The sequence below is a fragment of the Streptomyces sp. NBC_01445 genome, assembly GCF_035918235.1.
In the GTDB taxonomy this organism is placed as follows: domain Bacteria; phylum Actinomycetota; class Actinomycetes; order Streptomycetales; family Streptomycetaceae; genus Streptomyces.
On record NZ_CP109485.1, the window covers coordinates 8460843 to 8487585 of the forward strand.

At 68.6% G+C, this 26743-nt stretch carries 20 protein-coding genes and 3 pseudogenes; 8 read left to right on the top strand and 15 right to left on the bottom strand.

Going from position 1 to position 26743, the window contains the following annotated elements:
- The first annotated feature begins 135 nt into the window (after positions 1–135).
- Together OG574_RS38555 and OG574_RS38560 are read left to right on the top strand one after the other, a co-directional pair.
- Positions 136–1227, top strand: a complete 1092-nt coding sequence (locus OG574_RS38555) for a baeRF3 domain-containing protein (protein WP_326776983.1) — start codon at positions 136–138, stop codon at positions 1225–1227.
- A 36-nt stretch (positions 1228–1263) separates the two neighbouring features.
- Entirely contained in the window at positions 1264–1908 is a 645-nt protein-coding gene (locus OG574_RS38560) for an FxLYD domain-containing protein (RefSeq protein WP_100598841.1), read from the top strand.
- A 25-nt stretch (positions 1909–1933) separates the two neighbouring features.
- Here the strand turns inward: OG574_RS38560 and OG574_RS38565 are convergent, their stop codons facing one another.
- The 4 genes from OG574_RS38565 to OG574_RS38580 all read right to left on the bottom strand — a co-directional run bounded on the left by OG574_RS38565 (position 1934) and on the right by OG574_RS38580 (position 4908).
- Positions 1934–2911, bottom strand: a complete 978-nt coding sequence (locus OG574_RS38565) for a threo-3-hydroxy-L-aspartate ammonia-lyase (RefSeq protein WP_199842101.1) — start codon at positions 2909–2911, stop codon at positions 1934–1936.
- 98 nt (positions 2912–3009) lie between these two features.
- Entirely contained in the window at positions 3010–3633 is a 624-nt protein-coding gene (locus OG574_RS38570; RefSeq protein ID WP_326776984.1) for a helix-turn-helix transcriptional regulator, read from the bottom strand.
- 68 nt (positions 3634–3701) lie between these two features.
- Complete coding sequence (locus OG574_RS38575; protein WP_326776985.1) at positions 3702–4400, bottom strand: HAD family hydrolase; 699 nt, start codon at positions 4398–4400, stop codon at positions 3702–3704.
- Positions 4401–4425: 25 nt separating this feature from the next.
- Positions 4426–4908 carry an Lrp/AsnC family transcriptional regulator gene (locus OG574_RS38580; protein WP_326776986.1) on the bottom strand — a complete coding sequence of 161 codons (483 nt, stop codon included), beginning with the start codon at positions 4906–4908 and terminating at the stop codon, positions 4426–4428.
- 206 nt (positions 4909–5114) lie between these two features.
- Between OG574_RS38580 and OG574_RS38585 the strand changes: the two genes are divergently transcribed.
- The gene (locus tag OG574_RS38585; RefSeq protein WP_326776987.1) at positions 5115–7337 is read left to right on the top strand and encodes an NADP-dependent isocitrate dehydrogenase; all 2223 of its coding nucleotides are present in this window, start codon (positions 5115–5117) and stop codon (positions 7335–7337) included.
- A 77-nt stretch (positions 7338–7414) separates the two neighbouring features.
- Here the strand turns inward: OG574_RS38585 and OG574_RS38590 are convergent, their stop codons facing one another.
- The 5 genes from OG574_RS38590 to OG574_RS38610 all read right to left on the bottom strand — a co-directional run bounded on the left by OG574_RS38590 (position 7415) and on the right by OG574_RS38610 (position 13940).
- On the bottom strand, positions 7415–8002 hold the full coding sequence (locus OG574_RS38590) for a dihydrofolate reductase family protein (protein ID WP_326776988.1): 588 nt from the start codon (positions 8000–8002) through the stop codon (positions 7415–7417).
- Between the two features lie 177 nt (positions 8003–8179).
- A complete protein-coding gene (locus tag OG574_RS38595) occupies positions 8180–9067 on the bottom strand; it encodes an LLM class F420-dependent oxidoreductase (protein WP_326776989.1) in 888 nt (295 codons plus the stop codon).
- Between the two features lie 212 nt (positions 9068–9279).
- The gene (locus tag OG574_RS38600; RefSeq protein WP_326776990.1) at positions 9280–10824 is read right to left on the bottom strand and encodes a GMC family oxidoreductase; all 1545 of its coding nucleotides are present in this window, start codon (positions 10822–10824) and stop codon (positions 9280–9282) included.
- Between the two features lie 20 nt (positions 10825–10844).
- Positions 10845–12428 (bottom strand): APC family permease, encoded by a 1584-nt coding sequence (locus OG574_RS38605; protein WP_326776991.1) that lies wholly within the window; start codon positions 12426–12428, stop codon positions 10845–10847.
- 42 nt (positions 12429–12470) lie between these two features.
- Positions 12471–13940: an aldehyde dehydrogenase family protein gene (locus tag OG574_RS38610; RefSeq protein ID WP_326776992.1), complete on the bottom strand. Its 1470-nt coding sequence runs from the start codon at positions 13938–13940 to the stop codon at positions 12471–12473.
- Between the two features lie 785 nt (positions 13941–14725).
- Here OG574_RS38610 and OG574_RS38620 point away from each other — a divergent pair.
- Together OG574_RS38620 and OG574_RS38625 are read left to right on the top strand one after the other, a co-directional pair.
- Positions 14726–15106, top strand: a pseudogene (locus OG574_RS38620) (FUSC family protein); the annotation flags it as partial.
- Positions 15107–15990: 884 nt separating this feature from the next.
- Entirely contained in the window at positions 15991–16509 is a 519-nt protein-coding gene (locus OG574_RS38625; protein ID WP_266667804.1) for an NADPH-dependent F420 reductase, read from the top strand.
- On the opposite strand, the gene OG574_RS38630 is transcribed toward OG574_RS38625, so the two are convergent.
- Positions 16422–16754, bottom strand: a complete 333-nt coding sequence (locus tag OG574_RS38630) for a helix-turn-helix transcriptional regulator (RefSeq protein ID WP_266667802.1) — start codon at positions 16752–16754, stop codon at positions 16422–16424. The two genes, OG574_RS38625 and OG574_RS38630, sit on opposite strands and share 88 nt — an antisense overlap.
- Before the next feature lie 889 nt (positions 16755–17643).
- On the opposite strand from OG574_RS38630, the gene OG574_RS38635 reads away from it, so the two are divergent.
- Positions 17644–18261 (top strand): hypothetical protein, encoded by a 618-nt coding sequence (locus OG574_RS38635; protein WP_326776993.1) that lies wholly within the window; start codon positions 17644–17646, stop codon positions 18259–18261.
- Between the two features lie 14 nt (positions 18262–18275).
- Here OG574_RS38635 and OG574_RS38640 read toward each other — a convergent pair whose 3' ends face one another.
- The 3 genes and pseudogenes from OG574_RS38640 to OG574_RS38650 form a co-directional block, all read right to left on the bottom strand.
- On the bottom strand, positions 18276–19439 hold the full coding sequence (locus tag OG574_RS38640; RefSeq protein WP_326776994.1) for a hypothetical protein: 1164 nt from the start codon (positions 19437–19439) through the stop codon (positions 18276–18278).
- Between the two features lie 3 nt (positions 19440–19442).
- Positions 19443–20555, bottom strand: coding sequence for a helix-turn-helix domain-containing protein (locus OG574_RS38645; protein ID WP_266667796.1), 1113 nt, complete (start codon positions 20553–20555; stop codon positions 19443–19445).
- 518 nt (positions 20556–21073) lie between these two features.
- A pseudogene (locus OG574_RS38650) lies at positions 21074–22326 on the bottom strand (IS110 family transposase).
- A gap of 550 nt (positions 22327–22876) precedes the next feature.
- On the opposite strand from OG574_RS38650, the gene OG574_RS38655 reads away from it, so the two are divergent.
- Positions 22877–23992 (top strand): IS110 family transposase, encoded by a 1116-nt coding sequence (locus tag OG574_RS38655; protein WP_326776995.1) that lies wholly within the window; start codon positions 22877–22879, stop codon positions 23990–23992.
- Between the two features lie 94 nt (positions 23993–24086).
- Here the strand turns inward: OG574_RS38655 and OG574_RS38660 are convergent.
- Positions 24087–24833 (bottom strand): annotated as a pseudogene (locus OG574_RS38660) (NADPH-dependent F420 reductase); the annotation flags it as partial.
- A 102-nt stretch (positions 24834–24935) separates the two neighbouring features.
- Positions 24936–25529, bottom strand: coding sequence for a TetR/AcrR family transcriptional regulator (locus tag OG574_RS38665; RefSeq protein WP_266667790.1), 594 nt, complete (start codon positions 25527–25529; stop codon positions 24936–24938).
- A 305-nt stretch (positions 25530–25834) separates the two neighbouring features.
- Here OG574_RS38665 and OG574_RS38670 point away from each other — a divergent pair, with 305 nt between their 5' ends.
- Positions 25835–26716, top strand: coding sequence for an alpha/beta fold hydrolase (locus OG574_RS38670; protein WP_326776996.1), 882 nt, complete (start codon positions 25835–25837; stop codon positions 26714–26716).
- Positions 26717–26743 lie beyond the last annotated feature (27 nt).

Below are 26743 nucleotides of genomic sequence, written 5' to 3' on the forward strand. Positions count from 1 at the left end.
CGCTAAATGTCTTGTATCTCCCATTGAGGGGTTGGGGTGGCAAGGGGAGTAGTGCCGCGCGCCGAACGGGAAATTCGGGCATATCGTGCATCGAGGAAGCCTTGTGAAGCCTCACGCCTTTGGAAAGGCGCTCCCATGCAGCCCGAACTGACCCCCGCCGTGCTGGCGTCGCTGCGCCGGCCCCGGCACTATCCGGCGGTGTCGGTCCTTGTGCCCACGCACCGGCGGAAGCCGGACAACGCGCAGGACCCCATCCGGCTGCGCAATCTCCTGGCCGAGGCCGCCAACGAGCTGAAGGCCGATCCCGCGGTGAGCCCGGAGCGCCGCCAGGACATCGTCGAGCAGCTGGATCTGGCGCTCGCGGAGATCGACCTCGACCACGCCGAGGACGGTCTGGCGATCTTCGCCTCGCCGGGCGAGCACCACGTGTGGTCGCTGCCGCGCACCGTCCCCGAACGGGTCGTGCTCGCCGACACGTATCTGACCCGCAATCTCGTCGCCGCGTACAGCGCCGAACAGCCCTACTGGGTCCTCGCCGTCTCGGCGGACCGTGCCGCTCTGTGGAAGGGCGACGCGCGGCGCCTCGTGGAGCAGCACACGGCAGGATTCCCGCTGACCCGGAGCCTCGACGCCCCTGACGCCGAGCGCAAGCAGCGCGTCGGGGACCTGCCGAGCACCTACCGCGACGAGCAGACCCGCCAGTTCCTCCGGCAGGTCGACACGGCGCTCGACGAAGCCCTCGCTCCCACCGCGCGGCTGTACGTCGCCGGTGAGCAGGAGGCCGTCACCCTGCTGAACGAGGTCGGAACGGCCACCGAGCACGCCGTCCCCGTGGCCCACGGCGGACTCGCGAACGCCGATGCGGAGGCGGTGCGGGAGGCGGTGCGGCCCGCCGTCACCGCTCAGGAGCAGCAGAGTGTGGCCGCCACCATGGCGGACATCGAGCGTGCGCGGGGCTGGAAGGAGTTCGCCGCGGGCGTGGACGAGGTGTGGGAGCACGTCGCCGCCGGGCGGGTCCGTGCACTGGTCGTCGAAGAGCATTTCCGCACCACCGTCCGGCAGGCCGGCGACCACCTGGTCCCGGCCGAGCCCGGCGACCTGGACGCCCACGACGACATCGTCGACGAGATCGTCGAACGGGCCCTGGAGACGGGCGCCGAGGTGCGCTTCGTCCCTGACGGAACCCTCCCGGACGAGTCGGGAATCGTCGGAATCATGCGCTACTGAGCCAGAGCTTTCGGATAGATGCAAGGAGACGTCTGAATGAGTGCCGGTCCCTCCGGGAAGAAGCCAGCGTCGCGTCGGCGGCGGTCCATGACGGCCGTCCTGGCCGTGCTCGCTGCCACGACAAGCGCCGCGGCCCTCGTGTCGTGCAGCACGGACAGCGGCAACGGCAGTTCGTCGAGCGTCAGCCCGCGCCCTACACCCCCCAATACGGCTTCCTTCTCGGGCACCCCGCCCTCCGCGATGGCGTCGGCCGCCGAGTCTGCCGTCGCCTCCGCGAAGGCGGAGGCCTCGGCGGCGGCGAGCTCCGCGTCGGCCAGGGCCTCCGAGTTCGAGGCGTCCGTGTCGGCCGAGGTGGAACGGGCCAACGCCGCGGCCGCCAGCGAACTCCTGAAGGTCAAGGGCCAGGGCAACGCCATGGCCGATGTCGCCCTCACCGGGAAGCCGCGGTCCCAGACGGGCGGCGTGTTCGCCGTCGTCGTCAACATCACCAACCGCACCGACAAGAAGGCTTCCTACGCCGTGCAGGTCGATTTCAAGGACGCCGACGGCAAGGTCGTAGAGACCCGGTACGTCGGCGCGGAGAACCTCGACCCCGGCGAGCGGGCCCAGCCCCTGGCCATCAGCCGCAAGCCCCCGGAGATGAAGCTGACCGCGAAGATCGCCAAGGCGCAGCGGTACTGAGGGCGCAGCGTAACCGAGAAGCGTCTCAGGGCCGGAGCAGCTCGGTGAAGCGTGCGATGTCGACGTTGCCGCCGCTGACGATCACACCGACGCGGCGGCCGCGCAGCTGCCCGGCCAGGGCGCGCGCGGCGGCGAAGCCGAGGCAGCCCGTCGGTTCGACGACGGTCTTCATCCGGGTGTGGAAGATCCGCATGCACTCGACCAGTTGGTCGTCCGTGGCGGTGAGGATGTCGTCGACGCCGTCCTTGATGACGGCGAAGGTGTGCTTGCCCAGGTGCCGCGTCTGTGCGCCGTCCGCGATGGTCTGCGGGGTGTCGATGTCGATGATGCGGCCCTCGCGCAGCGACTGCCTGCCGTCGTCGCCCGCCTCGGGCTCGACGCCGTAGACGGCGCAGCCCGGGGACAGGGCGCGGGCGGCGAGGATCGACCCGGAGAGCAGCCCGCCGCCGCCCAGCGGCACGAACAGCGCGTCGAGTTCACCGACCTCCTCGAACAGTTCCTTGGCCGCGGTGCCCTGCCCCGCCATCACGTCCGGGTGGTCGTACGGCGGGATCAGCGTCAGGCCCCGCTCGGCGGCGACCCGGTGCCCGATCTCCTCGACGTTCTCCGTGTAGCGGTCGTACATCACGACCTCCGCGCCGTACCCCTTGGTGGCGGCCAGCTTGGCCGCGGGGGCGTCGTGCGGCATGACGATGGTCGCGGGCATTTCCAGGATGGCGGCGGACAGGGCCACGGCCTGTGCGTGGTTGCCGGACGAGTAGGCGACGACGCCGGCGCGGCGCTGCTCCGGCGAGAACTTGGACAGCGCGTTGAACGCGCCGCGGAACTTGAAGGCGCCCATGCGCTGGAAGTTCTCGCACTTGAAGTGGAGCGAGGCGCCGAGTTCGGCGTCGGTGAGGCGCGAGGTGAGCACGGGGGTGCGGTGGGCGTGCGGGGCGACGCGCTCGTGCGCGCGCACGACGTCTTCGTAGGTCGGCAGGTCGGACGGCGTCAGGTCGGCCATGGGGCTTCCTCTCAATCGGCAGCTGATCATGTGGCATCCGGGGACATCCGGACATCCGCGTGTCCGGACATCCGGGCGTCCGGGCATACGGCATCCGCCTATTTGGCGTCCGCGTACACCGTCGCCCTCGACACACCCAGGTGGTCGGCGACGATGCCTGCCGACCGGCGTACTTCCATGAAGCCCTGGGCCTTCAACTCCCGTACGAGTTCCCGGCGTTGGGTCGTCCGCAGGGCGCGCGGAGTGGTCGCGCGGTCGGCGGCGAACGCGTCGATGCGGGCACGGATGGCGTCGCCGTTCGCCGGGTCGAGGGACTCGGCGGGGGCGGCGGCGCCGTCGGAGCGGCCGAAGTGGTCGAGCACGGTGCCGATGCCGTCGAAGACGGTCATGTCGATGTTCAGGCAGAGCGCGCCGGCGTAGTGGCCCCGCTCGTCCTTGATGCCGATCGACGTGCTCTTGACCCGGCGGCCGTCCGCGAACCGGTTCGGATAGTTCGCCACGACCTGCGGGTACGCGTCGTCGGCCATACGCGCGAGCCCGAGTTCGGTGGCGGGGTCGCCCACGGAACGGCCCGACAGGTTGTTCTCGATGGCGACGATCGCGTGGTCCGGGTCGTCGAGATCGTGCACGACGACCTCGCAGAACGGTGCGAACGTGGCCGCGAGCCCCTTGGCGACCTGCTGGAGCTGCTCCATGAGATGGGTGTGGCCGGGTTCGGACATGCTGACAGTTTATAAAGAGCTGGACTGTTCGTCCAGAGACTTCGGGTGCTGCCCACGGCGCACGGGCGTCACATGCCCGCAGTCGCCGTCCTCGCCAGCCAGTCGTACGCGGCCTCCGCCGTGAACTCCCGCTGCCCGCCCCGGAACAGCAGCCCCGCAGTGGCGAACGCGGGATCGTCGGCCTGCGCGGCCACGTACGGGATCGCGATGCAGCGCATCCCGGCGGCATACGCGGCCGCCGCTCCCGGAACCGCGTCCTCCATCACTGTGCAGTGCGCGGGCATCGCGCCGAGCCTGCGCGCGGCCTCCAGGAACACGTCGGGCGCGGGCTTGCCGTGGGCGACCTCGTCCGCGGAGACGTAGATCCTGAGCTGTGCGTCAAGGCCCGTGCCCGACAGGACCGCGTCGATGGCATCGAGCGGCGATCCGGACGCGACGGCCATCGGCACCCCCGCCTCGTGCAGCCGCTCCACCAACTTCCGCATCTGCGGATATACGGGTGTCCTGGCGCGGGCGAGCGCGAGGTAGCGGGTGCTCATTTCCGTGAGCAGCGCGTCGACCGTGGCCTGGATCCCGTACTTCTGGCGCAGGCTCTCGATGGTCTCCTGGGCGCTGATGCCGACGTAGGACTCGTGTTCCTGCCAAGTGAAGTCCGGGACGCCGTGTTCGGCGAGGGTGAGCCGACTCGCCTCGAAGTAGTTCGGCTCGCTGTCCACGAGGGTTCCGTCGAGGTCGAGGACGACCGCGGTGCTGCCCAGGGTGCTCATGCGCACCAGGATGCCAAGGCTGCGGTCACCGGCGCTCGGCGGCGGCCCGGCCGATCGCCTCGACGAGTGGCAGGACCCGGTGCGGCACGCGCTCGCGCAGCGCGACCTCGGTACGGGTGCGGACCACGCCGGGCAGCCGGTTGAGCTGCTGGATGATGTCCTCCAGATGGCCGTTGTCGCGAGCCGCGACGCGGGTCAGGAGGTCTCCTCCGCCGGTGATCGAGAAGGCCTCGATGATCTCCGGCACGCCGGCGAGTGCGTCGCCCACGTCTTCGAGATGGCCCTGCGTGACCTCGATGTGGACGAACGCGAGGACCGGGTGGCCGAGGGCCGTGGGGGAGAGGGCCGGGCCGGTGCCGGTGATCACCCCGTCGCGCTCCAGCCGGTCGAGCCGCGCCTGGAGCGTGCCGCGGGCCACGCCGAGAATGCGGGCGTACTCACGCACACTCGTACGCGGCTGCTCCAGGAGGAGACGCAGGATGCGGGTGTCCAACTCGTCCACGGCCATGGGCTGCGGCCTCCTTCGCGGGGCGGTGATCGCCGGATGACTGTACCAATGGTCCAGTGGATCCGGGATTGCGCGGGCCAGTGGAGCGCACTCGGGGAGGAGCTCAGGATCCGGTGCGGGATCCGGTGCGGGGTCCTGTCGAGAGGGGGTCGGTCACGAGATATCTTGATGTCGAGCAATGTTGCAGACGTGGAGCGGAGCACCCGGTGACTGACTCGACCATCATCTATACGCACACCGACGAGGCCCCGGCCCTCGCGACGTATTCGTTCCTGCCCGTGGTCGAGGCCTACGCCTCGACCGCCGGCGTCAGTGTGGAGAGCCGCGACATCTCGCTGGCCGGGCGGATCATCGCCAGCTTCCCGGAGCGACTCGAGGAGGGCCAGCGCATCGAGGACGCGCTCGCCGAGCTCGGCGAGCTGGCCAAGACGCCCGGCGCGAACATCATCAAGCTGCCGAACATCTCGGCCTCCATCCCGCAGCTGAAGGCGGCCATCGCCGAGCTGCAGGGTCAGGGCTACGCGCTGCCGGACTACCCGGACGACCCGCGGACCGACGAGGACAAGGACGTCCGCGCCCGTTACGACAAGGTCAAGGGCAGCGCCGTCAACCCGGTCCTGCGTGAGGGCAACTCCGACCGCCGCGCCCCCGCGTCGGTCAAGAACTACGCCAAGGCGCACCCCCACCGCATGGGCAAGTGGACGCCGGAGTCGAAGACCAACGTCGCCACCATGGGCGTCAACGACTTCCGCTCCACCGAGAAGTCCGCGGTGATCGCCGAGCCCGGCACCCTGCGCATCGAGCTGGCGGCCGCCGACGGCACCACCACCGTTCTGCGCGAGTCCGTCCCGGTCCTCGCGGGCGAGGTCGTCGACGCCTCCGTGCTGCGCGTCGCCGCGCTGCGCGAGTTCCTCACGGCGCAGATCGCCAAGGCCAAGGCCGAGGACGTCCTGTTCTCCGTGCACCTCAAGGCCACGATGATGAAGGTCTCCGACCCGATCATCTTCGGCCACGTCGTGCGCGCCTTCTTCCCGAAGACGTTCGCGAAGTACGGCGAGGCGCTCGTCGCCGCCGGCCTGTCCCCGAACGACGGCCTCGGCACCATCCTCAAGGGCCTGGACTCCGTGCCCCACCTGGGCGCCGAGATCAAGGCGTCCTTCGAGGCCGAGATCGCCGAGGGCCCCGCCCTCGCCATGGTCGACTCGGACAAGGGCATCACCAACCTGCACGTACCGTCCGACGTCATCGTCGACGCGTCCATGCCGGCCATGATCCGCACCTCCGGCCACATGTGGGGCCCGGACGGCGAGGAGGCCGACACCCTCGCGGTGCTGCCCGACAGCAGCTACTCCGGCGTCTACCAGGCCGTCATCGACGACTGCCGCGCCAACGGCGCCTTCGACCCGTCCACCATGGGCTCGGTGCCGAACGTCGGCCTCATGGCGCAGAAGGCCGAGGAGTACGGCAGCCACGACAAGACCTTCGAGATCCAGGCCGCGGGCACCGTCCGCCTCGTGGACGCCGCGGGCAACGTGGTCCTGGAGCAGGAGGTCGCCGAGGGCGACATCTTCCGCGCCTGCCAGACCAAGGACCTGCCGATCCAGGACTGGGTCAAGCTCGCCGTCACCCGCGCCCGCGCGACCGGCGACCCGGCCGTGTTCTGGCTCGACGAGGGCCGCGCGCACGACGCGACGCTCATCGAGAAGGTCAAGGCGTACCTGGCCGACCACGACACGGACGGTCTGCAGATCGAGATCATGTCGCCGGTCGAGGCGACCGCTTTCTCCCTGGAGCGCATCCGCCGCGGCGAGGACACCATCTCCGTCACCGGCAACGTGCTGCGCGACTACCTGACCGACCTCTTCCCGATCCTCGAGCTGGGCACGAGCGCGAAGATGCTCTCCGTCGTCCCGCTGATGAACGGCGGCGGCCTGTTCGAGACGGGCGCCGGCGGCTCCGCCCCGAAGCACGTCCAGCAGCTCGTCAAGGAGAACTACCTGCGCTGGGACAGCCTCGGCGAGTTCCTCGCCCTCGCCGTCTCCTTCGAGCACCTCGCGACCACCACGGGCAACGCCCGCGCCAAGGTCCTGGGCGACACTCTCGACCGCGCGACCGGCACCTTCCTCAACGAGGACAAGTCGCCGAGCCGCAAGCTGGGCGGTATCGACAACCGCGGCAGCCACTTCTACCTCGCCCTGTACTGGGCGCAGGAGCTGGCCAAGCAGACCGACGACGCCCAGCTCGCCGAGGCGTTCGCGCCGCTCGCCAAGACGCTCGGCGAGCAGGAGCAGACGATCGTCGACGAGCTGATCGCGGTCCAGGGCAACCCGGCCGACATCGGCGGCTACTACCAGCCCGACGCCGCCAAGGCCGCGGCGATCATGCGCCCGTCGGCCACGTTCAACCAGGCCATCGCGTCGCTCGCCTGAGCACTCCCGGTCTGACGTGTTCCGCCCCGGTCGGCATCAGCCGACCGGGGCGGTCCCGTATCCGCGCTACGGGTGACTTACGAGGCCGTCTCCGCCGCGCGCCGGTAGCGCAGCATGACGACCCCGTTCCCGAACGTCCGGGTCTCCATGAGCCGGAGCGCGACTGCGCGGCCCGCCGCCGGGAACAGCGGCTTTCCGCCCCCGATCAGCACCGGATGGACGTATACGCGGAACTCGTCGACCAGGTCGAGCTCCATGAACGTCGCAGCGAGACCGGCCCCGCCGAGTGACATGTCCCCGCCGGGCTGCGCCTTGAGCGCCAGGATGTCCTCCACGACGACGTCCCGCACGATCGTCGTGTTCCAGTCGGTGTTCTCCGCGCTGTTCTCCAGCGTCCTGGAGAACACGATCTTGGGCATGTTCCGCCAGATGCCCGCGAACTCGGCCATCGTCTCGCCGCAGTCCGGGTCGGCGTCGACGGTCGGCCAGACCGACACCATCAGCTCATGGGTGACCCGCCCGTCGATGAAGGCGCTCATCCCGGCGAGCTCCGCGTTGAAGTACCGGTGCAGCTCCTCGTCGACCCGGTGCCAGCCGATGTCGCGGTCCGGCCCCTCGATGTAGCCGTCGAGGGAAACCGACATGCCCAGAACGATGTCTCGCATCTCAACTCACTCAATTCTCACGGTGGTTGTGGCCGGGCGGAGCACTGCCGTCGGTCATCCCTCACCCGGATGCGGATGCGGATGCGGATGCGGATGCGGATGCGCGGCGCATTGGGCGTGCGACAGGGGTGGACCTGGGAGGCACAGGATTTCGCGCGAGGATTTCACCCCCTGGACTCAGAGCTCCAGTGTCGCCGCCAGCCGCCGCCACTGCTCCCGGGGAAGGCCGGCCCGGTCCTCGCCCGGGGCCAGCACCTGGATGGCGACGTGGTCCGCGCCCGCGTCCAGGAAGGCGTCGATCCGCTCGCGCACCCGCTGCTCGTCACCCCAGCCGAAGAGGGCGTCGACGAGCCGGTCGCTGCCGCCGTTCGCGAAGTCGTCCTCGGTGAAGCCGAGACGCAGCCAGCTGTTGGTGTAGTTGGCCAGCTGCAGATAGAGCGCGAGCGTCTCGCGGGCGGTCGCCCGCGCGCGGTCCGGGTCGGCCTCCAGGACCACGGTGAACTCCGGCGCGAGAAGCGGCCCCTGGCCGAGCGCCTCACGGGCCTGCGCGGTGTGCTCCGGGGTGACGAGATACGGGTGGGCGCCGGCGGCACGGTCGCGGGAGAGCTCCAGCATGCGTGGGCCGAGCGCGGCCAACACGCGGCGGCCGGCCGGGATCCCCGCGGCGTCCAGCGCGTCGAGGTAGTCGACCATGGCGGCGTACGGACGCTTGTACTGCGCGGTGAGCTTCGCGTGGCTCACGCCGAGGCCGAGCAGGAACCGGCCGGGGTGGGCGGCCTCCAGGGCGGCCCAGCGGTCGGCGGTCTCCCGCGCCTCGTGCTGCCAGATGCTGAGGATGCCGGTCGCGACGGTGATCTTCGAGGTGGCCTCGATCAGCGGGGCGGCGTGTTCGATGCCGCTGCTGCCGCCGAGCCAGAGCGCGCCGTAGCCGAGCTGCTCCAACTCCGCGGCCGTTTCGGCGAGTTCGGTCGCCCGAGCAGGGTCCGGGTCGCGCAGTCCGGTGTTCCACAGGCCGTACCTGCCGATCGCAGATGCCTGCGTGCTGCTGCTGTCGCTGAAGCTCATGAGCTGTCTCCCGCTGCCAGGTGGATCAATGTCCGACGTCTGCCGCAACCTTCGTAGGTGATCTTGTATTCCGCGTGATGTATGCGATGGGCCTGATATGGGTGATCGAGTTCGGTGGCCGGGTACCGACCGGATGCGGACACCGTCGAGACAGGCGCCCTTTGTGCGCGATGGCCGCGCGGGCGGGCCGCACCGTCAACACCCTCCCCGGATCAACCTGCCTTGATCATGTCGGCGCACTTCTCGCCGATCATCATCGTCGTGATGCATGGATTGACGGCAGGCAGGAACGGCATGACCGACGCGTCGGCCACCCGCAGCCCACTGACCCCCTTGACCCGCAGCTGCGGGTCGAGCGGAGAGTCCGCGTCGGACGCCGAGCCCATCCGGACCGTTCCCGCCGGGTGATACACCGTGTTGTGGGTCTCCTTGATGTACGAGAACAGCTCGTCGTCGGACTGAGCATCCGGGCCGGGGGCCAGTTCGGCACCCGCCCAAGCGGCCATCGGCGCCTGCGCCGTGATCTCCCTTGCGAGCCGAAGCCCGTGGATCATCACCTGGATGTCGTGCTCATCCGTGAAGTACCGCGGGTCGACCCTGGGCTTGTCACGGAAGTCGCGGGTGCGCAGCCGCACCGTGCCCATGGACCGGGCCCGGGTGACGTTCGGCGTGAGACAGAACGCGTTGTCCGTCGTCGGGTAGCCGCGCCGGTACGTGTTCATGTCGAAGGGCACCGAGCCGTAGTGGAACATCAAGTCGGGCCGGTCCAGGCCTGGTTCGGTTCCGGCGAAGATGCCGATCTCCCACCACTGGGTGGACCTCGTGACCATGGGCTGCTTCGCCTCCCACATGATCACACCCTCCGGATGGTCCTGGAGATGCGAGCCGACCCCGGGGGAGTCCACGCGCACCTCGACGCCGCAATCGCGCAGATCCCCGGCCGGTCCGATGCCCGACAGCATCAGCAGCTTCGGCGAGTCGATGGCTCCGCAGCTCACGATGACTTCACGCCGCGCCGCGACCGAGCCGCTGTGAATGGTGTCGGGCTCCAAGTAGTCGACACCGGTGCAGCGATTGCTGTCGTCGAACCGCAGCGACTTGGCCTGGAGCCCGGTACGGATCTCCAGATTCGGCCGGCTGTCGAGAATCGGATGGAGATACGACACGGACGCGGACGAACGGGTGCCGTCCTCACGGGCGTTGATCTGGAACCAGTGCGCGCCGCGCACCACCGTGGAGCCGGTGTTGAACGGTGTGGTGGGAATGCCCGCGTCGGCGCAGGCGGCCAACAACGCTCTGCCGCACGGGTCGTTGGGCGGGATCGTGCGGATGGTGACGGGGCCGGAGTGGCCATGGTGGTCCCCGGGCGCGTCGTTGGTCTCCAGACGCTGGTAGAGCGGGTAGCAGTCCGCGGCGCTCCACCCCGTACAGCCCAGCGCCCCCCACTCGTCGAGATCCTCGGCCGGCGCCCAGAACGCGATGCAGGAGTTGTGCGACGAGCAGCCGCCGAGGACCTTGCCGCGGGCGTGCCGCATGAAGCTGTTGCCGTTCTCCTGCTGCTCCACCGGGTAGTCCCAGTCGTAACCGGACTCCAGCAGGGCCATCCACCGCTCGAGCCGCAGGATGCTGTCGTCGCCGACGTCGGAGGGACCGGCTTCCAGCACGCAGACAGTGACGGCCGGGTCCTCGCTCAGCCGCGCGGCCACGACCGCCCCGGCCGTACCACCGCCGACCACCACGTAATCGAACTCATCCACCTCTGCTGCTCCTTCTCGACTCAGGATCTGCCGTGGGCCGGTGCGGGCTCCGGCGGTTCTCCGACGGCGTGTTCGGCGATCACGCCGGTCTTCTTGCGCTGCACGAACCAGTAGTAGGCGAAGCCCGCGGTCGCGACGACGCTGACGAACAGGACGCCGCCCCATCGCAGATACCAGTGCTGTGGTCCGGTGGCGTTGTAGACCGCGGCGCGCGGCCACAGCAGGTTGACCGACATCGCGGCGCCCCAGAGCACCGCCAGGATGTTGACCGGCAGACCGAAGCGGCCCAGTGAGAAGTAGCCGGGCGCAGGCGACCACTCGCCGCGTAGCCGCTGTACCAGCATGGGCCCGGTGACCAGCAGATACGCGATGTAGATCATGATGATGGCGATGCTGGTGACAACCGAGAAGATCTGCGGCTGTTTGATGTTGACGACGAGGATGGCGATCGCCACGATCCCGATCAGGCACGTGGCGACCACCGGTGTCTTGAACCGCGGGCTGATCCTGGCCAGTTTGGAGCCGGCCGGCAGGTTGTTGTCGCGGGCCATCGCGAACGCCATGCGCAGGCCGGCTGTCTGTACGGACAAGGCGCACACGGTGATGGCGATGACGACGCACCACAGCACGGCCAGGCCGACCGTCTCGCCGAGCGTGGCCTTCACCACGTACTGCAGACCGTCCACCGACAGCTCTTTGGCCTGCAGATCAGGGGTGGCGAGCAGCGCGAAGAGCAGGATCAGGCCGCCCAGGACGAAGGAGGCGATGAGTGCGCGCAGGATGGCGCGCGGAGCGTTGCGGGCCGGATCTTTGGACTCCTCGCCGAGCGAGGAGGCGGTGTCGAAGCCGTACATCACGTACGCCGAGGCGAGCGACGCGGTCAGGAATGCGCCGAGGTAGCCGAGCGGCTGGCCCTGTCCGTAGCCGTCGGTGTCGACGATCGCGCTCGGACCGCGGGTGATGTGCGCTGCCAGCAGGCCCACCAGCACGACCGCGGCGATCAACTCGATGAACACCCCGGCGGAGTTGATGGTGGCCATCAGTTTGACGCCGAAGGCGTTGATCAGGGTGGTGAAGAGGATGAGGATCGTGCCCAGGAGCACGGCGTTGGTGGCCGCGTCGTACTGTCCCGTCCCGTCGCCGATCACCTGGAAGAAGCTTGAGATCTGAGGCAGCGTCAGCTGGTATGCGAGGGCCACGGCGGCCAGCGACACCATGGTCGCGATCGTCATCATCCAGCCCGCCAGCCAGCCGATGTGCGGACCGCCTGTGTGCTTGGCCCAGTTGTAGACCGACCCCGCCACGGGGAAGCGCGCCGCGAGTTCACAGAAGCTCAGCGCCACCATCAGCTGTCCGATGAAGACCATCGGCCACGACCACCAGTAGGCCGGCCCGCCGAAGCTGACGCCGAAGTAGAACAGCTGGAAGGTGCCGGTCAGGATGGAGATGTAACTGATTCCGGCGGCGAAGGTGTGGAAATTGCCGAGGGTGCGCTTGAGTTCGGGCTTGTAGCCCAGCTCCGTGAGCGCGGCGTCCTCGTCGTGACCACTCGCGTCGTGATCACTCGCGGCGTGACCAGGTCCATCAGGCGGAATGTCCGGCATCGCCGTTCTCCTCTCCCGCGCGGGTGGTGGCGTGCCCAGGACTCACTCGAACCACCGCTGCGGCCGTGGCGCGGTGTTACGCCAGATGTGCTTGGCCTCCCGGTACTCCGCGAGGCCGGTCGGACCCAGCTCCCGGCCGACGCCGGACTGCTTCATGCCGCCCCACTCGGCCTGCGGTACGTACGGGTGGAAGTCGTTGATCCATACGGTCCCGGCGTTCAGCAGGGACGCGACCCGCTCGGCTCGCTCGGCGTTCTGCGTCCAGACCGCTCCGGTCAGGCCGTAGACGGTGTCATTCGCGAGGGCGACCGCCTCGGCCTCGTCGCGGAACCGCTCGACGGTCAGGACCGGGCCGAAGGATTCGTCGCGCACCACCGACATGCCCGGGGTGCACTCGGTGAGGACGGTCGGCGGATAGTAGTAACCGTCCCGCAGCGCCGGGTCCTCGGGCCGGACGCCACCGCAGCGCAGCACCGCACCCTCCGCGACACCCGTGGCCACATATGCCTCGACCTTGTCGCGGTGGGCGGCGGAGATCAGCGGACCCGTGCGGGCGTCCTCGTCGAACGGGCCGCCCATCGGGATCGCCCGGGCCCGCGCCACCAGGTCCTCGACGAACCTGTCGTGCAGTTCGTCCTGGACCAGCAGCCGCGCCCCGGCCGAACAGACCTGACCGGAGTGCAGGAACACAGCCATCAGGGCGTAGTCGACAGCCGTCTCGTAGTCGGCGTCGCCGAACACGATGTTGGGGTTCTTGCCGCCGAGCTCCAGAGCCACCTTCTTCACGGTGGCCGCGGCCGCGGCCATGATGCGCCGTCCCGTGACGAGACCACCGGTGAACGACACCATGTCGACCCGAGGGTCCTCGGTGAGCGGTGCTCCCGCGTCCGGACCGGTGCCCAGGACGAGATTGGCGACCCCGTCGGGCAGTCCGGTCTCGGCCAGCAGCCGCATCAGGATGATCGCGGTGTGGGGGGTGAGCTCGCTGGGCTTGAGGACGAAGGTGTTGCCCGCGCCGAGCGCGGGGGCGACCTTCCAGGCGGTCTGCAGCAGCGGATAGTTCCAGGGAGTGATCAGCGCGCACACGCCGACCGGCACGTGCACCACTCGGCTGTCCACGCCGGGGTTGCCGGTGTCGACGATCCGGTCGGTGCCGCCGGAGGCCACCAGATTGCCGAAGTAGCGGAAGCAGTTGGCGATGTCGGCCATGTCGTACTCGCTCTCCACGAGCCGTTTCCCGGTGTCCAGGGATTCGGCGCGGGCGAGCGCGTCCTTGTCACGCTCGATGAGGGCGGCCACGCGAAGCAGCAGAGCGCCGCGCTCGGCGGCCGGTGTGGCGGGCCACGGTCCGCGGTCGAAGGCTTCACGGGCCGCGGCGACCGCCGCCGCCGCGTCCTGCGGACCCGCCTCGTCGACCGTGGCGACCAGCGTGCCATCGGCCGGGCAGCGGATCTCGCGCACCCGCCCGTCGACGGCAGCGATCCACCTGCCACCGATGAACAGCTCAGGCATGCAGACTCCTCCGGGTCGGACGTTCGATGCAGCTCCCGAGCACGATCGGTCCTCCGACCCTGCTCCCGAGCACGCGGTGCGGTGCTCCGTCAACCGACAGTAAGTACGCGGCGTCGTCTGCGCAGCACCGCGGGGGCCAGCGGTGAGGTGACGGGGCATCCCGTTGCCGGCACCCACCGACGCCGGAGTGCGGCGACGTCGGAAGGCGAGATCGCGGGGCGGGAACCGCTCGGAAAGGTGGCCACGGCAAGAGAGGCTCCGTCGGGTGCTGGCAGGCGCGACCACCCGACGGAGCGCGTGCCACGTCAGGGAAGCCAGCTGGTTCCAGTGGGGCCGGCTCGCGCACGTCGTCGGCGTCGACCAGCCGGGCCCCGGCATGTCGATGACGCCGATCTTCATGATCGGCCTGCTTCATGATCGGCGTGGTGTTCGGCTTGGCGGTGACTGCGAGGTGTTCCTCGTGACGCGGATGGGAGAGCCGTACGTCCATGGGGCCCGCCCCCGCCGAGGCGGTCGTCACCGGCTTCAAGCACGGCGGACGGCGTCGGCCGTGTTCGCCTGCCGGTTCGAAGGCCGGCAGTGCGCCGTCTCCCTCGGCGTGGTCCGTTGGTCCCCTCCTGGCTGACGCACGGGGCTTTTGACTGGGCCATTGGCCCAAGGCCTTCGCCCGCTGTTGTTCCAAAGGCCCTTGAGATGCTGTGATGTTCCCGTCGATGGCGCTGCGGGATCTCCGCGGCGCCTTTTTCATGCGGAGTTTCGCGGTGACGCGGAAAGGGTGGGTGGCTGTGCTGAAGAGGGTGTTCGTGGCTCCGGATCCGGGGCGGCTGCGGCTGCGCTTCGCGGCCCGTGGCGTCCTCGGTATCAGCCTTGCGGTGGCCCTGTGCGGGCTCGCCGGACACTCGCTCGTCGCGGCCATCACCGGTGGCCTGGCCGCGCTGCTCGCCCTGTTCACGGTGACCGACGCGACGGTGCGCGGACAGGCCGTGACGACCGCGCTGCTCCCGGCCGTCGGACTCCCGGTGCTCGGGCTCGCGGCCACGCTGCACGACGTGCCCGTCGCCCGTGACCTGGCGTTCCTCGCGGTCGTGGGCGCCGGGGTGTACGCGCGGCGGTGGGGGCCGCGCGGGCACTCCCTCGGCGTGTTCGCGTTCATGACCTTCTTCGCCATGTCAAGGGCGCGACAGGCAACCAGTCCCGTATAGCCGGTGTTCTTGCTGGCCGGAGCTGTGCTGGGGTGCACTCGGCGAGCCGCATGTGTGGCCACGTGTTGTCGGGTGAATCAGGGTGCGTGCTGACCACTTGCTGACTTTCCTGACGCACCGTTAGGTGACGGTGTGGGTGCGCGTTCTGTGGTGAGGCCGGTGACCGTGCGGACCGAGTGGCGGGGCGGAACAGGTGCTCCAAAGAGCCGAGCCCGAAGCGGCGGATCAGAGTCGCCAGCAGTATGGCGCCCGCGACGAAGGTCAGGGGCGCCGGCAGCGCTGCCCGGGCTTCGCCTCGAATGGTGGACCCGGCCCGCCCGGCTCAAGAGGAGGCCTGGGACGCCCTGCGCCGCGCTTTCGACGTGATCGCCGAGCCCTAGACCGGCGAGCCCGGACCTCCGATGGGCATGATGCGGCTGCTCAGCGACGCCTGCGCGTTGATGACGCGGCACTGGGAGAAGACGCAGGGCTGGCAGAGCATGCTGGCGCCAGAGATCTCCCGTCGGCTCGGCGGGCCGGATCCCGTCATCGACATGCGGGCCAACGCACTCGCGGCGGCCGCGATCTCGTGCCTGGACGCGGGCGCCGATGCTGGACCGCAAGCGGCGGGACCACCTCGATGCCGGACCTCGTGGACCAGGCGATGGGCATCCTGCGTGAACCGGGCGACGTTTCCGGATAACGCATCACGCCCGCGTGCTCGGGCCTCCCCTACGGCCGTACCTCGCGCAAGGCAGGGGCCAGGCGGCGAGCACAGGCAACTGCCTTGCCGTAGCGGTGCCTAATCGACCGCGCCGCTGAACATCGTGCCATTCCGAGCAGCGGCACGATCCCAGGAAGGACAAATCATGAAACTTACTGCTATCGGTGCTGGCGCCATCGGGGGCAATCTGGCCTGCAAGCTTGCCGCCGCCGGTCACGACGTACAGGTGGCCGACGCCAGGGGCCCCGAGGCCGTCCCGGCCGACGTGCTGGAGCCCGGCGCCCGCGCCGTGCCCCTGGACTCTGCTGTACGGGACAGGGACGTGATCATCATGTCTATCCCCTTCGAGCGTGCCCCAGAACTGGCCGACGTGCTCGCCCTGGTCTCCGACGAGACGGTGGTCATCGACACCGCCAACTACTACCCGCACCTCAGCGGGCCCATCGAGGCAGTGGACAGCGGGCAGGTGGAAAGCGTGCGTAACGCCGAAGCCCTGGGCCGGCCGCTGGCCAAGGCATGGAACGCCGCCCTGGCCGAGACCCCCCGGATGCACGAGGATCCGGAGCCGTCTCAGCGTCAGCCGAGGCGCTGCTGGCGCGCCCACGCGTCGACATCGGAGACCTTGAACTGCAGCTTTGCGTTCCGGCCGGCGCCGAACTTGTAGACGGCCAAGCCGAGGCGGGGTGCGTCGCGATAGACCCAGGTGAGAGACATGTTGAGGTACTCGGCGGTCTGCTTGGCATCCATGAAGCGCGGGGGCATCCGACCTCCAATACTTGTGCGGGAGATCAGTGTCAGCACGGGATGCGACTTGGTGAGGCCGTAGGAGGCCTGGTACGGGTTCGTCATTCCGTTCGGGAGGGCGGATCGTTGCCCGGGACCGTCGAAGCGGACGATCTGGGTACTCACGTCATGAAGTCTTCTCTCTCACCCCGCTGACCTGGATATATGCGTCACGGAGGTGCCCTGACCTGTGTGTTTGCACCTTTCTCGGTCTTTCAGGTTCGTACTGTTTTGTGCAGCCGATTCTCTCCAGCCGCTCCCCAGATTCTCCCCAGCGAGCATGCCGGCAGGGGCTGTTGGTCGGGCGGAAGGGGAGGGTTGCTCGGCAACTCTGCGTGTCGGGCAGGGCTCGGCATCGGTGATAGTCGGTCTGTCGTGATGGCGGTGGGTACGCCAGACGTCAGCGGGTAGCCGGGACCCGACTGCCGAGGGTGGAATTGCGTAGGCACGCTCAGCCAGGAGACCTAATTGGGTACCACATGGCACAGGTAGGCAAGACCGTCTTCTGGCGTCCACGTGGTCCAGTTCGACGCCGTTCACGCGGGTTTGGTCTTGGTGGTCCAGGTGCGTCGACGCTGTTGGTGACACGGACGTGACAGAGGTTGTCCCTCGTCGGCCTGCGGGGCCGCTGGCGCGGCGCTGGTGGGCCGCGGCTTGGGAGTGGATGCTTCCGGTAGGTCGGGGCATGTCCAAGAATTCGAACGGCTGTAGGCATCGTGGCGCGGGATGGCTACGATCGCAGTCGTTCGTTCGTGACCTGTTGTGGGTGCAAATTGCGCAGCGGGAGGGCGGCGGGTGGCCGATGTGGAGCTATCCGGGGAGGTGGTCGACGATCGCACGAGTGTCCGTACTAGCCTTGCCGTTCGTTTGGGCGCGTTCCCGTGTCTAGGGTCGGTTGAGGTCTGTTGGCTTTGTTGTTGAGGCTGCTTCCGGTGGCGCGGGGCAAGCGGTAAGGATGAGCGTGTACGGCCCTGCTGGGGAGAGCGTCGGGTGCAGGACGAGAGCGGGTTGGTCGATGGCAATCGCGGCACGAGAGCCCTTGGGTGTGGTTGCGGGAGCGCTGGCTCCCGGCGATCTCGTACCCCGCGATGCGAATCTGGCGGTTGTTGAAGCCGAGGGGGCGCAGGTCGTTGTGGCCTACCGGGTCGAGGCGCGAGAGCGGGAGCGACGGGCGGCTGCGGGTATGCCACCCCTGACGCGACCGGATGCCCTGAACCTCTTGATGGCGCTGCCGCTCGGCGAGCCTGTTCCTGCCGGATCACTGAACGGCAGGGAACGCCGAGCGTTGAAGTGCCTGCCGAAGGGGGCGGTGGTCCGACGTGACGGATTGATTACCCGTCTGGCAGCCCAGCCGGTCCACGTCGACATGGTGTTCGTGCCCGGACGCAGTTGGGAGTCGGCGATGGAGCGGGCCGAGCGGTTCACGCCATTCACTGCTCGTTCCGTATTGATCGATGGCGCGTTGCGGCGCAAGGACGAGGCGGTGATGCGCGCTGATTTCTACGGCATCGGATTGCTCCACGTCCAGGGCGATGCGGTCGAGGTTGTTGTGCCACCCGGCCGCTTCGTGCGCAAGCGCCACACGGTTGCTGGCTGGAAGTTCCTGGAAGATGTCCACCGGCAGCTCCCTTGAGGGGGTGCATCCGGCTACTGAGTGACGGGCAGTGTCGCCCATGCTTTGAGCGGCGCGGGTACTTGGAACCCGGACTTGGGACTCGCACCCACTCCGATGCGCTGGTTTTCCAGTGCGTAGCGGTCGACGGCTGCAGCGCATTTGTTGCGCCACCACGTCTTACGCTCGGAGCCGGCTCGGTGGCTTGCTATGTCGCTGACCCATGTGCCCCAGGTGTGGATGTTGTGGTTCTCGGCCTCACGCCGCGTTTCACCGTCGGAAAGGTAGAAGCTGTCGAGGCTGCGCCCGTCGCACTCCTCGCAGTCGCAGGTTGCCGGATCGGCATTGCCGTAGACCTTGGACAAGAACTCGGCGCCCTTGAAGCACATCAACTGCGGCATCAGGATGTGCGGGTACGTGGGGCCGCCGCCGCGCTTGCCGATCTGGGCCTTCTCGTCGGGCGGTATCGCGTGGCGGAGCGAGCTCTGGACGCCGATTCCCGCGCAGAGGGCGCCGTGCGCCATCACGTCGAGAGCTGCGAGGTCTGTGCGCAGCAGTGACATGTGCTCGACCTCGGTGAACAGCCTGCGCAAGTTGGCCGGGATGTCCTTCGTCTGTCCCAGTGGGTCGAACTGGCGGAAGAGGATGACTGCCTTCGGGTGACGGATCTTGGCGCAGACCGCGATCAGTTGGCCGATGTTCTCCCGGCTCAGCCAGGTGACATCGATCGGAAGGGAGACCAGCGTGTCGGCTCGCTCGATCCGGTTGGCTTCCCGCATTACCGCTTTGAGGGCACGGGAGTTCGCCGGCGGTATGTAGCCGGTGGGTGTCAGTGCTGCGGTTGCCCCTCGAGCCTTCTGGAAGTTCAGCGAGGTGTCCACGGCGGCGAACAGTTCGTCGGGAGGAGCCATGAACGGCTCCTCCGCCGTTGCCGTGTACGTGGTGTACACGGCGCTGTCGATCAGCAGAGTGCCCTGGTAGCCGACGTCGGCGCGGAGCTGGAAGGCGCGTGCGTCGGCGTTGGCGCCGGTCATGACCACGCCGCTCAGGCCGTCATCGAGGGCCGGGCGAGGTCGGGGAGTGTACTGGGCATGTTCGTGCAGTAGTACCCGGCCCTGCAGGAGCGGCACCGCTGCCACGGTGTGGTCGAGCGTCTTCACGGCGGGCGGTCGCCGCCTCGGATCGGGAGCGTTGCTCATGAATCACCTCGCAGAAGGGTCCGGCACGTCCTTGTGTCCGGACGGAGAAGAAGCGCACAAGTAGATCTCGTGGAACTCCTCACGGCCCAGGCCCGCCAGATGAGCGGTCTCGGTCGCACTGAGGTGGTGCTGTCCCTCAAGCCAGGTGACGGCCTGAGCGATATGGCGCGGGGTCTCGCGCCGGATGACGATTGGTTCGTTGGTGCGGTAGCCGAGTGCGGACAACTCGACCATGAGCGTGCGGTACTGCCAGTCGCTGATCACGCCCAGGTCCACGGCCCGCCGGATGAGAGCGGCCATGGAGACCCCCCAACGGGCTTTGAGATCCATGAGGCGAGCGACGTCGATGCCGGGCTTCAGCTCGCCCAGGATCACCTCGTGCGGCATGAGGAACTCGGCGGCGAACCGGTCGGCTTGGGCCTCCTGTGTGCGTCCCTCGCCTGGCTCGCGGTGCATGATCAGATGGCCCAGCTCGTGAGCGAGGCTGAAGCGTGAACGGTCGCCAGGGGCAGTGGAGTTGAGGAGTACCAGCGGCGCCCGGTCGTGCGGCCACTGGCTGACGGCGTCGAGTTCGGTGGTGCCCAGATCGCGGACTACGACCAGGGCGCCGACGTGTTCGAGCAGCGCAACCAGGTCGTCGATGGGGCCGGCGGGAACGTTCCACTCTTCGCGCAGCGTCTCCGCAGCGTCCGCGGGAGTGTCGAAGTCGTTGACCTCAATGGGCCTGAACCGGTGGGGATGACGGAGGGCTGCCGCCCGCGTTACCGCTTCGACCTGGAGGCGGGTGAGCGCCAGCGTCGCATGGATCCGGCGCAGCGCGGGGGCTCCCAGTGAGGCCCGCTTGCGGTGGTGGATCAGCCCGATGCCTGCCCCGGCCGTATCAGCGGCCTGGCACAGCACCTCGGGTGTGAAGCGAAGCGCGGCGGCGAACAGGAGCACCCGCTCCGCCCGGACCGGGATGCGTCCGGCTTCGGCCCGGCTTACGTACCCCTGCGAGATGCGGTTGCCCTCCACGTGCGACATCTGCTCCGCGAGCTCGGACTGGGTCCATCCCCGAGAGTCGCGCGCCAGGACGAGCATGGCGGGATCCGCCAGCAACTCCTCTTGATCACTCACGGTCCACCTCCAACCATGACAAGCCTCAACTCCCCTGAGGATACACTGGTTTATCCCTCAAAATATTCCGGACATGATCCGTAAGGTGCCATGCCTTCAGGAATACCACGCGCCACTGACAGTCCAACTGACAGTCTGGCGACCGTTGTTGGGCGGGAGAGGGCTTCACGTGCATCATCCGCCCGAGACATCGCTGCGCAGGTCAGGAGGTCGCTCTGCGGAGGGACGCAGGGTGTCGCATCGCGTTCGTCACGGCTGTATCTCTCGCACGTTCGCCGCCATCAACGAACATCAGTTGCCGCATAGGTGCGGTCGGCGGTCGAGTTTGAGCACGCCGGGTTCGGGTGTTGTGGGGGCGGGAGGATGGGTGGGTGCTGTCCCTGTTCTGGGGTCTGACTCCTGACATCTCTGACCGATGTGTCCTGGTCTCACAGTGTCGGCCGTGGGTCGGGGATGGTGCGTTGTCGGTTCCGGGCCGGCGGAGAGTGTCCCGATAGACATCTCGGGATCTGAAGAAGTCAAGCAGCCGTTGCCACTGGTGAGGACGCGGGCTGACTGAAGGCGAGCTTTTCGTCGAAGAGAGCGCGCTTTTGCAGGCAGTGGAACAGCTGGCCGAGCAGGCGATTGAACAGGTGCCGTTGAGCTTGAGCGTGCCAGTCACCGACGTCGCGTCGATGGCGGTAGTGAGCCTGAGCGCCGGGTGATGATCGTAGGGATGAGAAGGCCCAGAGATAGCCGGCGTGGTGGAGCCGGTTGTTCTTGACCATGCGGCGTCCGACGTAGTGCTTCTTGCCGGAGGCGCGAGTGATCGGTGCGGATCCCGCGTATGCCTTGAGTCCGCGGGCGTCGGCGAAGCGGTTCCGGTCATCGCCCGTCTCGGCAAGAACTCGTGCCGCGAGCTGGACGCCGAGGCCGGGGAAGCTCAGGAGTATCTCGGCATCGGGATGCTCGCGAAAGCTGACATCAACTGCTTCGGCGAGATCTTCACTGGCCTGGCACGCTGCTTCGAACTGTTGCAGCAGAGCGAGGAGTTGCTTGCCGAAGGCGTCCTCGACAGGCGCGGGCTGGTGAGCGTACTCGGCCCGCAGGACACCGCGCAGGCGGTCAGCCTCCTCGTCGATGCCGCGGATACGGCCGGCGCGCTTGAGAGCGGAACGCAGCTGGCTCAGCGACAGACGCGAGTCTTCGGTAGGCGTCGGCGCTTTGGCCAGGATGATGCGGGCTTCCTCGCGGGCCAGCCCGCCTTGTTTGGCCAGGAAGGCATCCAGGGCGGCGGGGTAGTACTCGCGCAGCAGGGAGCGGATCTGGTTGCCGATCTGCTGGCGGTTCCAGACCGCGTCCTGCTGAGCCCGAGCCAGCACCGCGATGGCCTGGACCTGGTCGGAGTCCGCGGGCAGTGGTCGGTGCATGGCCATGTCGGTGCGGAGGATGTTCGCCAGCACGAGGGCGTCGCCGGGTCGGACTTCTTGCGGGACGCACCGTGGCGGTCGCGATAGCGGGATGCTGCAAGTGGATTGATCGCGAAGACCTTACGGTTGCCGGTCCGCAGGGCTGCTACGAGCAGGCCTCGGCTGGTCTCGATGGCCACCGGTATCGGGGACGCGGGGCTGTCGCCATGCTCGGCCAGGAGCTCCAGAAGTATTCGGTAGCCAGCGGCGTCGTCGCTGATCCGTCGCTTGGCCAGCAATTCGCCGGCCTCGCCGACCAACGCGACGTCATGGTGCCGTTCCGCCCAGTCGATCCCGCAGAACACAGTCACACGTTCTCCCATCGTCGAGTATTTGCGCAGGTCACGAGCTCATGCGGGTCACGCGGCGTCCTAATCCCAGGACTCGATCGGTCCGCCATCTCGGTAGCCGTTCGCGACACCAGCGCACCTCAGGGGCCTCTGTCTGCGCCAGAGCTCAAGGCTCGCGGAGGTGAACAGGAGGTCGCCCTGCGGCGGGCTCATGCCACGACGACAACGAACGACACGCACCGGTGGGTTTCACGGGACTTGGAGACGCCGGAACTGCGCCGCTCTCTCGTAAGACCTCAGGGGTCTGGGAGATCGCCAGGCATCTGCCCGGCGCCCGCACGTCCCGTGAAACCCACCACGCGACGGCGCCGCTCTATCGGGAGGCTTCACCAGCCCGGGGCCTCACAGGCGTCCGTCACGCCAGACGGCACAGAAGCCCAATTGCGGCTCTCTGGAACCACCTTCACAACGGATTAACGGATTAGGGGCCTGCCGATTGTTGTGGCGTCCTCACGATTCTGACCGTCTGACGCGGCCCGGTACCGGCGACGCGACACGTCATCGGACCGGAAGGGGAACGGACATGTCCACTGCGAGCGTGCCCAGTACGTCGCTCGCTCCGCAGACGCACCGTCGCCGCCCTGCGGGGGAGGTGGTGCTTGGAGTGGACACACACCGGGATGCACACGTGGCTGCGGTGCTCTCCGTAACAGGGGCGGTGCTGGCCACCGACGAGTTCCCGGCCACCGCAGCCGGGTACCGGAACCTGCTCAAGTGGGCCGGGAAGTCGGGTGTGGTGAGACGGGCCGGAGTGGAAGGGACCGGCTCCTACGGGGCGTCCCTGTCGCGCTATCTGCTGGCACAGGGCGTGGACGTGCTGGACGTGAACCGGATGGACCGAGCGGATCGCCGTCGGCGCGGTAAATCGGATCCGCTCGACGCCCAGAACGCCGCGCGAGCGGTCTTGAGCGGACGGGCTTGCGCCCGCGCCAAGACGGGGGACGGGCCGGTGCAGATCGCCAGGATGTACAAGCTGACGAAGGTGTCGGCCGTCAAGGCCCGCACGCAGGCCATCAATCAGCTGAAGGCCGTCCTCATCACTGCCGACCCGACCCTGCGGGAGGAACTGGCCGGACTGGGCAATACCGAACTCTTCCGTACCTGTGCGGGCTTCGCCGACCTGAGCAGTCTCAAGGAGGTCGGTGAGGAGTCGGTGCTGCAGGCCACGCGGACCACTCTGGGTCTGCTCGCTTACCGGATCGGCCAGCTCTCCGAGCAGATCCGGGAGGTGGACGCTCGTCTGGCCCGGCTCGTTGAAAGTCATGCCCCGCAGCTGCTCGAGGTAGTGGGGATCGGCCCGGACACGGCGGTTGCTTTGCTGATCGCGGCGGGGGACAACCCGGAACGGCTGCACAGCGAGGCGTCGTTCGCCGCGCTGTGCGGGGTCAGTCCGGTCGTGCGTTCCTCGGGACGCCGGCAGTTCCGCCGTCTCAACCGCGGCGGTGACCGTCAGGCCAACGCCGCGCTCCACCGGATCGTGTTCACCCGCCTGCGGGTCGACCCGCGCACTCAGAATTACTACGAGCGCCGGCTCAAGGAGGGCAAGACCCGGCGCGAAATCATCCGGTGCCTCAAGCGTTACGCGGCGCGGGAGGTCTTCCATCTCATCGGACAGCCACAGCCAGAACCCCGCTCATAGCCCCTTGGATCGGCTGCGGCGGCTCGCGTGTGTTCGCGGTGTACCAGCGCTGCCGCTCTCGTGCCGTTGCGTGCACGAGAGCGGCGTCGGGGTCTCAGCGGTGGGCGGCGCGGTTCATCTCGACGACGTCGTCGACGGTGGGGTTGGCCGGGAGGGCGGCGAAGCGTTCCGGGAGGCTGTTGCGGATGGCCGTGTCCTTGTCGCGGTCGGCCGCGGCCAGGGCCGCCGGCAGCTCGGCGAGGGTCAGCTCGGTGCAGTAGGCGGGGCCGTTGGGCTGCTGGCGCCAGGAGTCGGCCAGTGTGCCGGCGTCGTACGGGTCGAAGCCGGTGTCGTCCACCAGGTTCATGGCCACCTTCCGCGCCTGGTCGGAGTCACCGGCGACCGGGATGGCGATACGGCCGGGGGTACCCGCCGGGACGCCCCTCGTGCGTTGGGTCTCGGCCAGCGCGGCGTTCCATGCCTTGATGACGGGGCGGCCGAGCAGCTCGGCGGTGTACACGCTCTCCACCTGGCCGTTGTCCACCGCCTGGATCGGCTCGCTGAGCATGCCCGGGTAGTAGTTCGAGGTGTCGATGACCACCGTCTCCTCGGGCACCGACGCGAACAGGTCCGCCAGCTTGCCTGCCACCCCGAACGGGATCGACAGGACGATCACGTCCCTGCCCTGCACCGACTCCTCCAGGGCCACCGCGCGGGCGCCGGACTCCAGCACCTCGGCCGCCACGGTCTCGGGACCACGGGCGTTGGCCACCAGCACGTCATGACCGGCCGTGCTGAGTTTGGAGGCGAGGTTCCCGCCGATGGCACCGGCGCCTATGACAGTTATTTTCACGACTTGTCCTTTGCTGGGTTGTGCTGCGCCACCGGTAAAGGTGGCGTCATGTGATGGCTGTGCGTGGTCGAGCCGCCGGGCGTGGCGGGGCCGGACCGGATGGTGCGGCGGTTACGCCTGGGTGTCCCGCTCGCGGTAGCCGCTCGCGATCAGTGCGCGAAGCCGGCCGAGCGATTCCTCGTCGGTGCCGTTGCCCTTGATCCAGGCAAGGGAACAGGCCGCGAGGAACAGGTCGTACCCCTGTACCGATGCCCGCACGTGCCCTGCGCGCTGCGCCGCTCGCACGTACTGGTCGGTGGCTGTGATGAGGATGTCGCAGGGAATCGTGAGCGGGCTGTCCGGCTCTTGCGCCCGGGCCGCGGCCATGAGTGGTTCCGGCAGGCCGCTGTAGGCGCTGAAGTACTCCTCCATCGCCCGCAGCCACTGCTCCAACGCCTCGGCCGGGTCGCCGAGTTGCTCGATGTCGGCCTGGCGGGCGACGAGTTCCTCGGAGCGGGTCTGCAGCACGGCCGCGAGCAGTGCTTCCCGGGTGGGGAAGTGCCGGTAGAGGGTGCCGGGCCCGACGCCTGCCTCCTTGGCCACCGCCTCCAGGGAGGTGCCGACCCCATGTCGCAGGAAGTGCCGCTGCGCGGTCTCAAGGAGGGTCGCGCGGTTGCGCTGAACGTCCGCACGGGGCCTGCGCCCCTGGTGCCCGCTGGCGGCCATGCGTCCTCCTGTCTCCGGTGAGCTACGTGCACGCATCAAAACGGATGCTGCCTCCGTACGTCTTCGAGCGTAAAACGGAGACCCCCTCCGGTCAAACCGGAGAGCGGTACACAGGGCGCTTGCTGCTCGACGGGTCGAGTGCGGTGGCCCTACGCGGCTCGGTCACTGTTCCCCTTCGGGAACCGGACGGTGTCCACGTGGCCCCATTCGCTCCCCCCGGCTCGGACGGGTTGCGCCCTGGCTGTAACGCTGATGAAACGGGTGCAGCCGAACCTCAGGCATCGACCACGCCTGAGGAGGTACTGATGGAGGACGGCGACGCCGGGCTGTTGTATGTGACCGCTCCCGATGGGGCGACGATCGCGGCCGAGGTCATCGTTCCCGCGCGGCCGGCGGTGGCGACGCTACTGCTCGTCCCGGGTCTGGGTTACGGGCCGTGGAGTTGGGCACCACAGCGGGCGGAGTTCGCTGCCGGTTACCAGTTGGTGCTGCTCCACAACCGCGGTACCGGGCTGTCCGACGCACCGGCCGGTCCGTATTCCATCGGCACCTTGGCCGATGACGCGGCGGCCGTGCTGCGCGCGCTGGGCGCCCCTCCCACCCACGTGGTGGGCACTTCGATGGGGGGATACGTCTCGCTGCAGTTGGCAGCCGCGCATCCTGACCTGGTGGTGTCGGTGGTCGTGATCGCCAGTTCGCCGGGCGGTCCCGGTGCGCTGCCCGTCCCCGAGCAGACGGCCATGCTGTGGCGCGAGCACGCGCACCTGACCGGCGAAGAGTTCGCGCGGCGGACCATGCCGAATTCCTTCGCTCCCGGCTGGACCGAAGCGCATCCCCAGGAGTATGCGGAGCTGCTAACTGCCCGCACAGCGTCACCCGTGTCGCCGGAAGCCTGGGCGGCGCAGTCGGCGGCGTGCGAGGAGTTCCTCACCGACGGCCTGCGGGGTGGGGGACTGCACCAGCCAGTGACCGGCATTCACGGCACCGCCGATCGCGTCGTGCCGTTCGAGAACCTCGCCGAGCTCGGCCGTCAGCTCCCGCAGGCGCAGCGGATCGCCCTCCGTGGCGCCGGTCATCTGTGCTGGCTGGAGCGTCCCGGGGACGTCAACGAGGCCATTCGTGACCACCTCGCGCGTGCTGGTGCCGCCCGGACCGACGTCCCTGGCGGCGCTGTAACTGCGGCGTAACGCCGTAGCCGCACGCTCGCCCATCAC